This is a genomic window from Anoxybacillus sp. MB8 (assembly GCF_011006755.1).
In the GTDB taxonomy this organism is placed as follows: Bacteria; Bacillota; Bacilli; order Bacillales; family Anoxybacillaceae; genus Anoxybacillus; species Anoxybacillus gonensis.
Genome location: NZ_RXXX01000038.1, coordinates 13,360 through 27,959, shown reverse-complemented (window position 1 = coordinate 27,959; position 14,600 = coordinate 13,360). Strand labels below are relative to the sequence as shown.

Genomic DNA, 14,600 nt, shown 5'->3' with positions numbered 1-14,600 from the left:
AAAGCGCACAAATCAAGCGTTCGTTCACATTCCGTATCAAACGTTTCTTCATCAGTTGCAGTACAAAGCAAAACAGCATGGCATTCGCGTCGTCGTGACAGAAGAAAGCTATACATCCAAATGCAGTTTTTTAGACATGGAAGAAATGAAGAAACAAAAACAATACAAAGGAAAACGAATCAAGCGTGGGCTGTTTCAATCTGAAAACGGAACGCTTATCCACGCAGATGTCAATGGAGCATACAACATTATGAGAAAAGTATTCCCAAAGGCGTTTGCCAATGGGATAGCGGGTGTGGGGTTACACCCGATCCGAGTACATGTCGCTTAAACGACGTGGACGGATAAACAATTTTATTAAAATCTTTATCATTATTTTATGATTTTAATAAAATTGATAACCTGGATGCAACTGTCGTTCGTTTATTGTTTGTCGCTTTATTATTGATTACCGGCATCATGCCGTTTGCGATTTTATATGCGCTTGCATTGTTAATTATTCCGAGTGAGGAGAACGTTGTATGAGATGGGTGGCACATATCGCAATCAACGCTGTTTTATTGCTGGCGCTAGCCGGATATTTTGACTCCATTTATTTATCAAGCGTTGGGGCAGCGCTCGTTGCAAGTGTTCTTTTGTCTTTTCTCAATACGTTCGTTCGACCGCTACTTGTTTTACTAACGCTTCCTGTCACTGTATTGACGTTCGGGCTGTTTTTGTTCGTCATTAACGCAATGACATTAGCGATGACGGCATGGCTGATGGGAAGTTCGTTTCAAATTGGTGGGTTTCGTACCGCATTATTTGCATCGCTTGCTATTTCTCTATTTCACTTAATTATTGAGTCGGTGCGAAAAGAAAAGTAAAACGTTCCGCTTCGTGCGTGAGCGTTTTTATTTTTCCTTGAAAGTGTTACAATGAGAAAAGGAAGAAGGAGGGATTCATATGCCGAAAGTGCGGACAAAAGATTTAATTGATGAGTTTCAATTTGAGCTTGTAAGCGGGGCGGAAGGGATTCATCGTCCGATTACAACGAGTGATTTATCTCGTCCGGGCATTGAAATGGCCGGCTATTTTGCATATTATCCAGCGGAACGTGTACAATTGCTTGGCATGACAGAACTGTCTTTTTTTGAACGATTAACACCTGTAGAAAAGCGATTGCGCATGGAAAAGTTATGTACCGATATTACTCCTGCGATTATCGTCTCACGCGGATTAGAGGTACCAAAAGAACTGATTGAAGCATCGGAAAAAAAAGAAGTGCCGGTGATGCGTTCGACGATGAAAACGACGCGACTCGCTAGCCGTCTGACAAACTATTTAGAAAGTAAGCTAGCGCCGACGACGGCTGTCCACGGTGTGCTTGTCGATGTGTACGGTGTCGGTGTACTCATTACAGGAAAAAGCGGTGTCGGAAAAAGTGAAACGGCGCTAGAGCTCGTGAAGCGTGGACATCGTCTCGTGGCGGATGATTGCGTCGAAATTCGTCAAGAAGATGAAAACTTATTGATTGGAAGCGCTCCGGAGCTGATTGAACATTTACTTGAAATTCGCGGACTTGGCATCATTAACGTCATGACGTTGTTTGGGGCAGGAGCGGTGCGCCCGCATAAGCGCATTTCGCTTGTCATTGATTTAGAATTATGGGATCCAAACAAACAATACGATCGTCTCGGTCTTGAAGAAGAAAAGGTAAAAATTATTGATACGGAAGTGACGAAATTGACGATCCCTGTTCGTCCGGGACGAAATTTAGCGGTCATTATTGAAGTGGCAGCGATGAATTTCCGTCTAAAACGTATGGGCGTGAATGCGGCGGAAGAATTTTCTGCACGCTTGGCAGATGCGATTGGCGATGCGGAACATGATTATGAATGAGAGGATGAGAGGGAATGTTCATGCATATTGAACCGCTCGATCGCGTTTTTTTCCAGCTCGGTCCAATTACAATTTATTGGTACGGTGTCATTATTGCGACGGGCGTATTGCTTGGGCTTTGGCTAGCTACGCGAGAAAGCGAACGGCTAGGTATACGAAAAGAAACGTTCGTTGATCTAGTATTAATTGCTGTGCCGATTGCGATTTTATGTGCACGTGCGTATTACGTTATTTTTCAATGGGACTACTATTCCAAACATATAAGTGAAATTCCGCAAATTTGGCACGGTGGCTTGGCCATTCATGGCGGTTTAATTGGTGCGATTGTGACAGGCGTCATTTTTGCGAAAAAGCGAAAATTGTCGTTTTGGAAATTAGCTGATATTGCAGCGCCGAGCATTATTTTAGGGCAGGCGATCGGGCGTTGGGGCAACTTTATGAACCAAGAGGCGCACGGAGGCCCTGTGTCGCGTGCGTTTTTAGAAAGTTTGCATTTGCCGGACTGGATCATTAATCAAATGTACATACAAGGGCAATATTACCATCCGACGTTTTTATATGAATCATTATGGAACATGCTCGGCTTTCTCGTTTTGCTTGCGTTGCGGAGAAGAAATTTAAGGCGGGGAGAGTTATTTTTCACGTACATCATTTGGTATTCAATCGGGCGCTTTTTCATTGAAGGATTGCGCACAGATAGCTTAATGTTGACGGAAACGATTCGTATGGCGCAGTTTATTTCATTGTTGCTTATTGCCTTTGCGGTTGGAATGATCGTTTTGCGCCGCATGCGCGGCTTAGCAAACGAGCGGTATAACGATTAAACGAAGGGAGGGAAGGCGGTCATGTTGCGAAGGGGTTTGTTTGTTGGATTGAAGACGACATGGACGCTCGGAAAAGTCATTTTTCCGATTACCGTCATTGTGACGTTGCTACAATATTCCCCCGTTTTGCCTTGGGTGACAAACGGTTTGACGCCAATGATGCGTTGGATCGGTTTGCCGGGGGATGCCGCGCTCGTTTTAGTGCTCGGCAATTTTTTAAATTTATACGCTGGCATCGGTGCGATGTTAACGATGGATTTGACAGTGAAAGAAGTGTTTATTTTAGCTGTTATGTTGTCGTTTTCGCACAATATGCTCGTTGAGTCTGCCGTTGCCGCGCAAGTCGGTGTTCGTGTTTGGTGGACGGTTGCGGTTCGCGTCGGGTTAGCGTTTAGTGCGGCTTGGCTCATTCACGTCTTTTGGGATGGCGGGCAACAAATGGCGAAATACGGACTTGTACCGCAGGCTTCAACAACGCCGAATACGTGGGGGGAAATCGCTTGGACAGGAATCGAAAAAGCGTTATACGGCATTGGACAGCTTGCGTTAATCATTATTCCGTTGATGATTGCCATTCAAGTGTTAAAAGAATTAAAGTGGCTGGATACGTTTTCGAAATGGTTATCCCCGTTTGCGCGCTTACTCGGCATTCGCGAAAATGCATCGCTGACGATGGCGGCAGGTTTATTGTTTGGGCTCGCTTATGGTGCGGGCGTGATGATTCAAGCGGTGAAAGAAGATGGGGTGTCTAAAAAAGATTTAACGTTAACATTTTTATTTTTAGTGGCGTGCCATGCGGTTGTAGAAGATACGCTATTGTTTGTGCCGCTTGGTATTCCCGTCTGGCCGCTTCTTATCATTCGGCTTGTCACAGCTATTTTATTGACGGCTACGCTCAGTTTCATTTGGAATCGCATGGAACATCGAAAAAGAAAGGAAGCAACGTATGAATATTAATACGATTTTGTTTGACTTAGATGGAACGCTTATTAATACGAATGACTTAATTATTGAATCATTTTTGCATACGCTCAACCAGTACTATCCAAATCAATATACGCGCGAAGATGTGCTCGCTTTTATTGGTCCGCCATTGCGTGATACGTTTGAAGCGATCAATCCGGAGCGCGTCGATGAAATGATTGAAACGTATCGGGCATTTAACCATGCCCATCATGATGCGTTAGTGAAAGAATATGAAACGGTATATGATACGGTACAAACGTTACACGAACAAGGGTTTAAACTCGGCATTGTGACGACGAAAATTCGTCATACGGTCAATATGGGATTGAAGTTAACGAAGTTAGACTCGTTTTTCCAATGCATCATTACGCTCGATGATGTTGAGCATGCGAAGCCGCATCCGGAACCGATTGAAAAAGCGCTCGCTTGTTTGCAAGCGAAGCCGGAGGAAACGTTAATGGTTGGGGATAATCACCATGACATTTTAGCAGGAAAACATGCGGGGACAAAAACGGCAGGGGTGGCTTGGACGATTAAAGGACGCGAGCATTTAGCTAAATACGAGCCGGATTTTATGCTTGAGAAAATGAGCGATTTGTTAAGTATTTTAGGGGTGACTGGCGTTGAGAAAAACTGAACGCCATGCTGTACAAGGGACAAACTCTTTATGGCAACTATATCGAACCGTTTCATTTTGGAAAGTATTGAAAAATGTCATCATCATTTTCATCGGGCGGTATACCCCTTTTTTCCCGCTGAAAAATTGGTTGTATCGCACGTTTTTACGCATGAAAATCGGCGAACATACGGCGCTCGCGTTCATGGTGATGCCAGATATTTTGTTCCCAGAAAAAATTCGCATCGGCAATAACACCATTATTGGCTATAATACGACGATTTTAGCACATGAATATTTAGTGAACGAGTATCGGCTTGGAGACGTCATCATCGGCAACGATGTCATGATTGGAGCGAATACAACCATTTTGCCGGGTGTCACGATCGGGGATCGTGCCGTTGTTTCTGCAGGTACGCTCGTACATCGCGATGTGCCAGCCGGCGCATTTGTTGGCGGCAATCCGATGCAAATCATTCGTCTTAGCGAACGCTAAGGCGTTTTTTTATTTTATAAATAGAAAGGATTCAAGTCGAAAAACATCGAATGAGTTTGTAGTTGACGAAACGAAAAACGGGGAGTAAACTACAAATAACAAGCTTTACTTTGCTAATATATTAGCGAACTAAAGTGAAAGAAGGACGGGACGAAAATGAGAGTATTTATGTTTGAAAAGCCGCTCGGCATGCGGGATACGTTGCCGGATGTATATAAAACAAAACGTGCGTTGCGCGAAGCGATGATGGAAGAAATCGAAACGTGGGGATATTCATTTATTGAAACGCCAACGTTAGAATATGATGAAACGGTCGGGAAGGCATCGGCCATTTTAGATCAGCAACTATTTAAGTTGCTTGATCGTGAAGGACATACGCTCGTGTTGCGCCCAGATATGACTGCTCCTATTGCTCGTTTAGCGGCCTCGAAGCTATACGAAGAAGGTTGTCCGCTCCGTTTAGCGTATGCGGCAAATGTGTTTCGCGCTCAACAGCGGGAAGGAGGGCGACCGGCAGAGTTTGAACAAGTGGGAGTGGAATACATTGGAGACGGCACGATGTATGCTGATGCAGAAGTGATTAGTTTAATGATTTTTGCGTTAAAGCGGGCCGGACTATGTGATTTTACGGTAACGATTGGTCATATTGGTTATGTTGATGCGTTATTTTTTGATGTTTTGCGTCAAGAACAACGAGTAGAAACGTTGCGCCGCTTTTTATATGAAAAAAATTACGTCGGTTACCGAGAACATGTCAAGTCATTGTCGCTTTCTTCGATTGATCGCGACCGCCTTTTACGCCTTTTAACATTAAGGGGTGGAGAGGAAGTCATTGCAGAAGCAAAAACGTATGCAACGACAGAGGCAGAGCAGCGCGCTCTTGATGAATTAGAACAATTATGGACGTATGTTGACCAATATGGCGTGACGGATATGGTGAAATTAGATATGAGCTTAGTGAGTCATATGAGCTACTATACCGGCGTTCTTTTTGAAGTGTACGCAAAAAACGTTGGATTTTTGCTTGGAAATGGTGGACGATACGATGAATTACTAGCAAAATTTCATCGCCCATCCCCTGCGACGGGCTTTAGCGTGCGGCTCGATCGTTTGATGGAAGCGATTGGGGAGCAACGCCGTACAGAAAAAACGACGTGCATCATTTTTAGTCAAGAACGGTTCGCTGAGGCGTATGCGAAAGCGACAGAAATGAGACAAAAAGGAGAAAACGTCGTATTGCAGCACGTCGCAGGCATTCAAAATATGGATCGATTTACTGCATCGTTTAACGACGTGGTGTATGTACTAGGGAAACGCGGAAAGGATGAACGATGATGCTGACGGTTGCCATGCCAAAAGGACGTATTTTTACGGAGGCGCTCGAATTGTTAAAACAAGCGGGCTACGACATTCCTGATGACTTAGAACATTCACGAAAATTGATGATTGACGTCCCTAACGAACAGCTACGCTTTATTTTAGCGAAGCCGATGGACGTAGTAACATATGTTGAACACGGGGTTGCCGATGTCGGCATTGCTGGGAAAGATGTGCTTCTTGAGGAAGAGCGAGATGTGTATGAAATGTTAGATTTGCGCATTAGTCCTTGTTATTTGGCGGTAGCAGGGTTGCCGAATACGCGCGTTCACCCGATCGCCCCAAGAGTCGCAACAAAGTATCCAAATATTGCATCGACATATTTTCGTGAACAAGGGGAGCAAGTTGAAATTATTAAACTGAATGGGTCAGTGGAATTAGCACCGCTGATCGGTTTAGCGGAACGAATTGTCGACATTGTTTCGACAGGGCGAACGTTAAAAGAAAACGGGCTCGTTGAGCTTGAAAGAATTGTTCATGTGACGTCGCGTTTTATTGTGAATCCAGTGAGTTATCGCATGCAAGATCGAGCGATTGAACATATGGTTGATCGTTTAACATATGCGATCGAGAAAGCGAGGGAGAGCAATGAGAATTGAACGTGTGCAAGGGACGGTCTCGCTTCGGCGGACGATTGAAAGCGGAACGGAAGAACAAAGACAAGCGGTGAAACGAATGATTGAGGATGTGCGAAATAACGGAGATGCCGCGTTAAAAAAATATACGGAAATGTTTGATGGCATTTCACTTCATACGCTAGCGGTTACGCAAGAAGAAATTGAAGAAGCGTATTGGCTCATTGACGAAGAAATGGTTCATATTATTCGCGAAGCGGCACAAAACATTCGCGAATATCACGAGCGGCAACGCGCGACGTCATGGTTTATGACGCGCGAAGATGGAACGATTCTTGGCCAAAAAGTGACGCCTCTTGATGCGGTCGGTTTATATGTGCCGGGTGGAACAGCAGCTTATCCGTCATCGGTATTGATGAATGTCATTCCTGCGCAAGTGGCTGGAGTAAAGCGCATCGTCATCGTTTCCCCGCCAAATGAGCGTGGAACGTTGCCGGCTGCTGTACTTGTTGCGGCATGTGAGCTTGGTGTTCAAGAAATATATAAAGTTGGCGGCGCTCAAGCGATTGCTGCATTAGCGTACGGCACGGAGACGATTGAGCCAGTCGATAAAATTTTTGGACCTGGAAACATTTATGTCGCACTCGCAAAACGAGAAGTGTTCGGTCAAGTCGATATTGATATGATTGCGGGACCGAGCGAAATTGTTGTGCTAGCGGATGAGACGGCAAAGCCGAATGAAATTGCGGCGGATTTATTATCGCAGGCGGAACATGATGAACGAGCGGTTAGCATATTTGTTACACCGTCTTTACAGCTTGCGTTAAAAGTAGAAGAAGAAGTCGAAAAGCAATTAGCTACCCTCCCGCGAAAAAACATCGCACAAAAAGCGATCCGCGATTATGGTGTCATTTATGTGACCGATACGATGAAACAAGCGATTGACGTTGTGAACGAATTAGCGCCAGAACATTTAGAAATTATGACGGCCGAGCCGTTTGAGCTATTAAGTGACATTCGACATGCAGGTGCGATATTTTTAGGTCCGTACAGCTCTGAACCGGTTGGAGATTATTTTGCGGGAACGAATCATGTATTACCGACAAATGGTACCGCTCGTTTTTCTTCTGGGCTAACAGTCGACGCATTTATGAAAAAGTCAAGCATCGTTTTTTATAGCGAGCAAGCATGGAAACAACATGTGGGAAAAATTGCAGCATTTGCGCGGCTAGAAGGGCTTGAAGCACATGCGCGAGCAGTAGAGGAACGATTGAAAAGGAGAGAAAAATGATGCGAACAGCGACAATCAAACGGGTGACGAATGAAACACAAATTGAGCTTTCGTTTACGATTGATGGGGAAGGAAAGGCGGAGTTAGAAACAGGGGTTCCGTTTTTAACACATATGCTTGATTTGTTTACAAAACATGGACATTTTAATTTATTTGTTCACGCAAAAGGGGATACGCACATTGACGATCATCATACGACAGAAGATATTGGCATTTGTTTAGGGCAAGCGATTCGAGAAGCGCTCGGTGATAAAAAAGGGATCAAACGATACGGAAATGCCTTTGTTCCGATGGACGATGCGCTTGCCCAAGTCGTGATTGATGTAAGCAATCGTCCACATCTTGAGTTTCGCGGCCAGTTTCCGAGTGAAAAAGTAGGGACGTTTGATGTCGAACTCGTGCACGAATTTTTATGGAAACTCGCACTAGAAGCACGAATGAATGTACATGTCATCATCCATTACGGTCGCAATACGCACCATATGATTGAAGCAGTATTTAAAGCGCTCGCTCGTGCGCTCGATGAGGCAACGATGATCGATCCGCGCGTGAAATCGGTACCGTCGACGAAAGGGATGTTGTAAATGATCGGCATCATTGATTATGGAATGGGAAATTTATATAGTGTCAGTAAAGCGTTAGAACGGCTAAACGTGCCGTATATTGTTGAAAGTGATCAAGATAAACTGCGCCAAGCAGATGGCTTCATTTTACCGGGCGTTGGATCATTTAAAGATGCGATGCACATATTGACGGAAACGAAGCTAGACTCATTTATTCATGAACAAGTAGCAAAAGGAAAGCCGATTCTCGGCATTTGCTTAGGGATGCAACTATTGTTTGAAGAAAGCGAAGAAAACGGTTTGACGTCTGGGTTAAAGTTGCTTCCAGGCCGCGTCGTTCGTTTTAGCGGTATGACAAAAGAGGGAAAACGATATAAAGTACCACATATGGGATGGAACGAGCTCATTTTTCATCAACCATCTCCGCTCTTTGATGGTGTTGACCGAGGGCATGTATATTTCGTTCATTCGTATTATGTGCAAACGAATGAACCAACGGTTGTGCTAGCTAGCGCCCAATATGATGTGGAAGTTCCTGCGGTTGTTGGACGTGGCACAATATTTGGTACACAATTTCATCCCGAGAAAAGCGGAACACTCGGTATGCGTCTATTGCAAAACTATGCGAGGATTGTAGAAAGGGAGAGGGGCTAATGTTTACCATTTATCCAGCGATCGATATGCGCAACGGAAAGTGCGTTCGTCTTATACAAGGAGATTACAATCAAGAAACAGTATACGGACATTCCCCGGTTGAAATGGCTCGTTCGTTTGTTTCGCAAGGTGCGACATGGATTCATATGGTCGATTTAGATGGAGCAAAAGAAGGAAGACGAGTGAACGATGCGTTCGTCGTTGAAGTAGCAAAGACGCTTGGAGTAAACGTTCAAATTGGTGGTGGCATTCGCACGGAAGAAGATGTTGCCTATTATTTAGAGCAAGGTGTGGCGCGTGTCATTTTAGGGAGCGCAGCCATTTCCAATCCTCCGTTTGTGAAAGCGATGCTTCGCACATATGGTGAGCGCATTGTCATCGGCATTGATGCGAAAAATGGGTTTGTTGCGACAGAAGGATGGACGCATACATCAACGATCGAAGCGGTTGAACTTGGCAAACAGCTTGCGGAAGCTGGAGCGGAAACATTTATTTTTACGGATATTGCGACAGACGGCATGTTATCAGGGCCAAATATCGATGCGGTCGTTCGATTAGCGAAAGAAACGAACAAACGTGTTATCGCCTCCGGAGGCATTCGCTCGCTTGATGATTTACGCGCTTTAAAACAATTCGAAAACGACGGAGTATGTGGAGCAATTGTCGGCAAAGCGTTATATACAAATCAGTTTACCGTCGCTGAGGCGTTAAAGGCGGTGGAGAAATGATTACAAAACGCATTATCCCTTGTTTAGATGTGAAAGATGGTCGCGTCGTAAAAGGTGTACAATTTGTTTCGTTGCGCGATGCGGGCGATCCGGTTGAGCTTGCGCGCATATACGATGAACAAGGGGCGGACGAGCTTGTGTTTTTAGATATTTCCGCATCACATGAAGGACGAAAAACGATGGTAGACGTCGTTCGGCGCGTTGCTGCTCAGCTTGCGATCCCGTTTACTGTCGGAGGCGGCATTCGCACATTAGAAGATATGAAAACGATTTTGCGTGCGGGTGCGGACAAAGTGTCTGTCAATACATCGGCATTGTTGCGTCCAGAGCTTATTACAGAAGGGGCACAATTTTTTGGTTCGCAATGTATTGTTGTGGCGATTGACGCAAAGTACGATCCAACGATGCAATCGTGGCGTGTTTATACGCACGGCGGTCGACGTCCGACGGATTGGGAAGTCGTGGCATGGGCGAAAGAAGCTGTGAAGCGCGGAGCAGGAGAAATTTTATTAACAAGCATGGATCGCGATGGCGGAAAAGACGGCTTTGATTTGGCGTTGACGAAACGAGTAAGTGAAGCGGTATCCGTCCCTGTTATTGCATCGGGAGGGGCAGGGTGCGCTCAACATTTTGTCGATGTGTTTCAAACGGCTCAAGCGGATGCCGCATTAGCTGCTTCGATTTTTCATTATAAAGAAACGTCTGTCCAGCAAGTGAAACAATACGTGCGCGAACAGGGGGTAAACGTTCGATGAATATTCGATTTAATGAGCAAGGGCTTGTGCCGGCAATCGTACAAGATGCACATAGTAAAGAAGTGTTGACATTAGCATATATGAACGAGCAATCGTTACAAAAAACGTTAGAAACGAAAGAAACATGGTTTTATAGCCGCTCGCGGCAAGAGTTATGGCATAAAGGAGAAACGTCCGGAAACGTACAAAAAGTTGTTGATATTCGCTACGACTGTGATGCAGATGCGCTTCTTATTCTTGTTGAGCCGAAAGGACCGGCATGCCACACAGGAGAGTACTCTTGTTTTCATCATCGGTTGCAAGGTGAAAAACCTGTTGTTAAACCAGATCGTTTTGCGGTGCTAAATGTGTTAGAATCGGTCATTGCGGAGCGTGAAGCGAAACGTCCAGAAGGATCGTATACAACATATTTATTTGAAAAGGGAATTGATAAGATCGCAAAAAAAGTTGGAGAAGAATCCGCAGAAGTCATTATTGCAGCAAAAAATCGTTCAAAAGAAGAACTGCGATGGGAAGTAGCCGATTTATTATATCATTTGCTCGTTTTGTTGCGTGAGCAGCGCGTATCGCTCGATGATGTGCTTTCTGTATTAGCGGAGCGTCATCGCTGATCCTTTTTTCCCCATCCATGTTGTTCTGAAGCGAAAATGTGGTATACTTTCTTTCGGTGAAAGAAATCAACATGGAGGGTTCGATGGAAAAACATTTGCAAAAACGTGTCGGAAAAGTCATTCCGTTTATTCAAGACGGTACGTACTTTTTTAATAAAGGATTAACATGTTATCGTCGCCGGGATTTGCATAAAGCGAAAGCATATTTGCAACGGGCGGTGCAACTTGAACCAGAACAAAGCACATTTGCGTGCCAATTGGCGATTGTATTGTCAGAATTGGGGGAATATGCGCAATCGAACGAATGGTTATTGCGCGTTATTGAACATGATAGTCATTTAACGGAATGTTTTTATTTTTTAGCAAATAACTATGCCCACTTAGGGTTATTTGGCGAGGCGGCGAAGTATGCTGAACAGTATATGGAACGCGAGCCAGATGGGGAGTTTGCGGAATATACGCTCGATTTATTAGATATTTTAACGATTGAACAAGATGACGATGAGTGGCTCAATTATGATGAGATGTTAATGAAACAAGAACGAGCTCGCGCGTTGCTTGAAAAAGGTGAATTTCAGGAAGCGATTGCTTTGTTTGAAGAAATGATTGAACAACATCCAGAAAATTGGGCTGCTTATAACAATTTAGCGCTCGCTTATTTTTATCAAGGGAATGTCGAAAAAGCAAGACAAACGATCGCATACATTTTGCAACAAAATCCAGGCAATTTGCATGCCCTTTGCAACGATGCGGTGTTTTCGTATTATTTACAAGAGCAAGAGCGATTGTTTTCACTTACCCAATCGTTGCAAGGGGTATATCCGATTTCACTCGAGCACCGTTACAAGCTTGGAGTGACGTTTGCGATTGTCGGACGCTATGATTTAGCGTTTCAATGGTTTCGTCAATTGCAACGGCGCGGCTTTGAAGGAGATGCACCGTTTTATTATTGGTATGCATATGCTGCATATCATATGGGATATCGCACGTTAGCGGAGTCGATGTGGCAAAAATTAATTGCGCTTCATCCAGATAAAAAAGGAAGCGAGCCGTGGCGCTATCGTGAACAGACGATTGAACATATTCAATCTTTATTTGAAAAGCAAGATGTGGCTTCTTCATTTTATGCGCTATATTTAATTAGCAAATCGTTTATAGCAGACGATTGTCCGTTTCCAAAGCAAGCGTGGTCTCATCCGCTTTTACAACAGTGGAGCGATTACGTATATGATCATGACCGCCAAAAGCCTATGGTAGATGCGCACCGCATTGTCACGTTACTTGTTCAACATAACGGTTTTGAATATGAGCCTTTATATATTGCTTGGTTTTCTTTCTTCGTTGAGACAATGAAGGAAATTGATTCGTTTTCTAATCACGAAGCGTGGGCGGCGGCGTTTGAATATATGTTTCGTAAACATCGTGGTGAGCGTGTGACGCAGCGAATGCTGGCAGAACGTTATGGGGTGTCCGTCGCAACGATCGGAAAGTATGTGAAAGTGATTAAACAGAAGTGGCACGAATGAGCAAGTTAATAGACCCTTTTGTTTTGTTGTATTACGATAGAAATATGGAAACGATAAAATGGAGAAGCATGCAGAAAGGGTGGAAGAAACGTGTCACAAGAAAAAATTTATGATGTCATTATTATCGGTGCAGGTCCGGCAGGAATGACGGCAGCGGTATACACATCGCGGGCGAATTTATCGACGCTTATGCTTGAGCGCGGAGTTCCTGGTGGTCAAATGGCAAATACAGAAGAAGTAGAAAACTATCCAGGTTATGACCATATTCTTGGACCGGAATTGGCGACAAAAATGTTTGAACATGCGAAAAAATTCGGCGCTGAATATGCATACGGCGATGTGAAAGAAGTGATTGATGGCGAACAATATAAAACGGTTGTAACAAGCAACCAACAATATAAAGCGCGTGCGATTATTATTGCGACAGGAGCGGAGTATAAAAAGCTTGGCGTTCCTGGTGAAAAAGAATTAGGGGGACGCGGCGTTTCATATTGTGCAGTATGTGACGGAGCGTTTTTCAAAGGAAAAGAGCTTGTCGTCGTTGGCGGTGGAGACTCGGCAGTAGAAGAAGGCGTATATTTAACACGCTTTGCAAGCAAAGTGACGATCGTTCATCGCCGCGACCAGTTGCGTGCACAAAAAATTTTACAGCAACGCGCGTTTGCAAATGAAAAAATTGATTTCATTTGGAATCATACAGTAAAGCAAATTAACGAAAAAGATGGTCGTGTCGGCAGCGTGACGCTCGTTCATACGCAAACAGGGGAAGAGCGTGAGTTTCCATGTGATGGAGTGTTTATTTACATCGGTATGGTGCCATTAACAAAGCCGTTTGCTTCGCTCGGCATTACGAATGAAAATGGCTATATTGAAACGAACGAATTGATGGAAACAAAAGTGCCTGGCATTTTTGCGGCGGGGGATGTTCGTGAAAAGTCGCTTCGTCAAATTGTTACGGCAACAGGAGACGGAAGTATTGCGGCACAAAGCGCACAACATTACGTAGAAGAACTAAAGGAAAAGCTTAACATTAAGTAATAAAAACGTAATGTTGCTTTAATTGAACTGTAACACGCTTGAAACAATAAAAGAGTATGATAAAAGTAAGTAATTGACCCCCTTTTTATATACACTTGTTGGCACGGGCTTTCGTCCCGTGCTTTCTTTTTTATGTGATGAAAACGTTTCAAAATTTATACTTTGTGACCGTTTGTAAGAAATAGTATAATGAAAAAAACATATTCATTATTGAGGTGAACGGACGTTGCAACGAGTAACGAACTGCGTATTAGTGAAAGACGGACACGTTCTATTGTTGAAAAAGCCTCGGCGTGGCTGGTGGGTGGCGCCGGGTGGAAAAATGGAGCAAGGAGAATCAGTACGAGAAGCTTGTGTGCGCGAATATCGCGAGGAAACAGGCATTTATATTAAAAACCCGCAATTAAAAGGGGTATTTACATTTGTCATGAAACGAGGAGAAGAAGTCGTTTCGGAGTGGATGATGTTCACATTTTTTGCGGAACATTTTGATGGTGAAAACGTATTACAATGTGAAGAAGGGGAACTTGCTTGGCATCCAATTGAGCACATTCCAACGCTTCCAATGGCGCCGGGCGATTACCATATTATTGATTATGTCATTAAAGGAACAGGAATTATGTACGGCACGTTTACGTATACAGAGGAATTTGAGCTGTTGTCTTACCGACTGGATCCGAGTTAAAGAAAGGGGAGAGA

The 14,600-nt window shown here is 44.1% G+C and carries 19 protein-coding genes; all 19 read left to right on the top strand.

Going from position 1 to position 14,600, the window contains the following annotated elements; genetic code table 11:
* Positions 1-331, top strand: a 331-nt coding sequence (locus EKC99_RS12200; RefSeq protein ID WP_163152071.1) for a zinc ribbon domain-containing protein, incomplete at its 5' end; no start/stop codon positions are given.
* Between the two features lie 20 nt (positions 332-351).
* A complete protein-coding gene (locus EKC99_RS16140) occupies positions 352-525 on the top strand; it encodes a PspC domain-containing protein (RefSeq protein ID WP_483296100.1) in 174 nt (57 codons plus the stop codon).
* Complete coding sequence (locus EKC99_RS12190; RefSeq protein WP_009362313.1) at positions 522-866, top strand: phage holin family protein; 345 nt, start codon at positions 522-524, stop codon at positions 864-866. Before EKC99_RS16140 ends, EKC99_RS12190 begins: the two co-directional genes overlap by 4 nt.
* A gap of 79 nt (positions 867-945) precedes the next feature.
* On the top strand, positions 946-1,881 hold the full coding sequence (gene hprK, locus EKC99_RS12185) for an HPr(Ser) kinase/phosphatase (protein ID WP_009362312.1): 936 nt from the start codon (positions 946-948) through the stop codon (positions 1,879-1,881).
* Positions 1,882-1,895: 14 nt separating this feature from the next.
* Positions 1,896-2,705 carry a prolipoprotein diacylglyceryl transferase gene (gene lgt / locus EKC99_RS12180; RefSeq protein WP_163152069.1) on the top strand — a complete coding sequence of 270 codons (810 nt, stop codon included), beginning with the start codon at positions 1,896-1,898 and terminating at the stop codon, positions 2,703-2,705.
* A 21-nt stretch (positions 2,706-2,726) separates the two neighbouring features.
* Positions 2,727-3,662, top strand: a complete 936-nt coding sequence (locus EKC99_RS12175) for a nucleoside recognition domain-containing protein (protein ID WP_009362310.1) — start codon at positions 2,727-2,729, stop codon at positions 3,660-3,662.
* The gene (gene ppaX / locus EKC99_RS12170) at positions 3,652-4,308 is read left to right on the top strand and encodes a pyrophosphatase PpaX (protein WP_163152067.1); all 657 of its coding nucleotides are present in this window, start codon (positions 3,652-3,654) and stop codon (positions 4,306-4,308) included. The genes EKC99_RS12175 and ppaX overlap by 11 nt, the downstream gene beginning before the upstream one ends.
* On the top strand, positions 4,295-4,783 hold the full coding sequence (locus tag EKC99_RS12165; protein ID WP_163152065.1) for an acyltransferase: 489 nt from the start codon (positions 4,295-4,297) through the stop codon (positions 4,781-4,783). Before ppaX ends, EKC99_RS12165 begins: the two co-directional genes overlap by 14 nt.
* A 156-nt stretch (positions 4,784-4,939) precedes the next feature.
* The gene (locus EKC99_RS12160; RefSeq protein ID WP_163152063.1) at positions 4,940-6,118 is read left to right on the top strand and encodes an ATP phosphoribosyltransferase regulatory subunit; all 1,179 of its coding nucleotides are present in this window, start codon (positions 4,940-4,942) and stop codon (positions 6,116-6,118) included.
* Positions 6,118-6,759, top strand: a complete 642-nt coding sequence (gene hisG, locus EKC99_RS12155; protein WP_163152073.1) for an ATP phosphoribosyltransferase — start codon at positions 6,118-6,120, stop codon at positions 6,757-6,759. The genes EKC99_RS12160 and hisG overlap by 1 nt, the downstream gene beginning before the upstream one ends.
* On the top strand, positions 6,749-8,026 hold the full coding sequence (gene hisD / locus EKC99_RS12150) for a histidinol dehydrogenase (RefSeq protein ID WP_019417464.1): 1,278 nt from the start codon (positions 6,749-6,751) through the stop codon (positions 8,024-8,026). The genes hisG and hisD overlap by 11 nt, the downstream gene beginning before the upstream one ends.
* Complete coding sequence (gene hisB / locus EKC99_RS12145) at positions 8,023-8,610, top strand: imidazoleglycerol-phosphate dehydratase HisB (protein ID WP_019417463.1); 588 nt, start codon at positions 8,023-8,025, stop codon at positions 8,608-8,610. The genes hisD and hisB overlap by 4 nt, the downstream gene beginning before the upstream one ends.
* Positions 8,611-9,243, top strand: coding sequence for an imidazole glycerol phosphate synthase subunit HisH (gene hisH / locus EKC99_RS12140; protein WP_019417462.1), 633 nt, complete (start codon positions 8,611-8,613; stop codon positions 9,241-9,243).
* Positions 9,243-9,971, top strand: a complete 729-nt coding sequence (gene hisA, locus EKC99_RS12135) for a 1-(5-phosphoribosyl)-5-[(5-phosphoribosylamino)methylideneamino]imidazole-4-carboxamide isomerase (RefSeq protein WP_019417461.1) — start codon at positions 9,243-9,245, stop codon at positions 9,969-9,971. The genes hisH and hisA overlap by 1 nt, the downstream gene beginning before the upstream one ends.
* On the top strand, positions 9,968-10,726 hold the full coding sequence (gene hisF / locus EKC99_RS12130) for an imidazole glycerol phosphate synthase subunit HisF (protein ID WP_019417460.1): 759 nt from the start codon (positions 9,968-9,970) through the stop codon (positions 10,724-10,726). Before hisA ends, hisF begins: the two co-directional genes overlap by 4 nt.
* The gene (hisIE, locus tag EKC99_RS12125) at positions 10,723-11,337 is read left to right on the top strand and encodes a bifunctional phosphoribosyl-AMP cyclohydrolase/phosphoribosyl-ATP diphosphatase HisIE (protein WP_009362300.1); all 615 of its coding nucleotides are present in this window, start codon (positions 10,723-10,725) and stop codon (positions 11,335-11,337) included. The genes hisF and hisIE overlap by 4 nt, the downstream gene beginning before the upstream one ends.
* Positions 11,338-11,420: 83 nt before the next feature.
* Positions 11,421-12,863 (top strand): tetratricopeptide repeat protein, encoded by a 1,443-nt coding sequence (locus EKC99_RS12120; RefSeq protein ID WP_163152061.1) that lies wholly within the window; start codon positions 11,421-11,423, stop codon positions 12,861-12,863.
* A 90-nt stretch (positions 12,864-12,953) separates the two neighbouring features.
* Complete coding sequence (gene trxB / locus EKC99_RS12115) at positions 12,954-13,901, top strand: thioredoxin-disulfide reductase (RefSeq protein ID WP_009362298.1); 948 nt, start codon at positions 12,954-12,956, stop codon at positions 13,899-13,901.
* Positions 13,902-14,127: 226 nt separating this feature from the next.
* Positions 14,128-14,586 carry an NUDIX hydrolase gene (locus EKC99_RS12110; RefSeq protein ID WP_009362297.1) on the top strand — a complete coding sequence of 153 codons (459 nt, stop codon included), beginning with the start codon at positions 14,128-14,130 and terminating at the stop codon, positions 14,584-14,586.
* Positions 14,587-14,600: the final 14 nt, after the last annotated feature.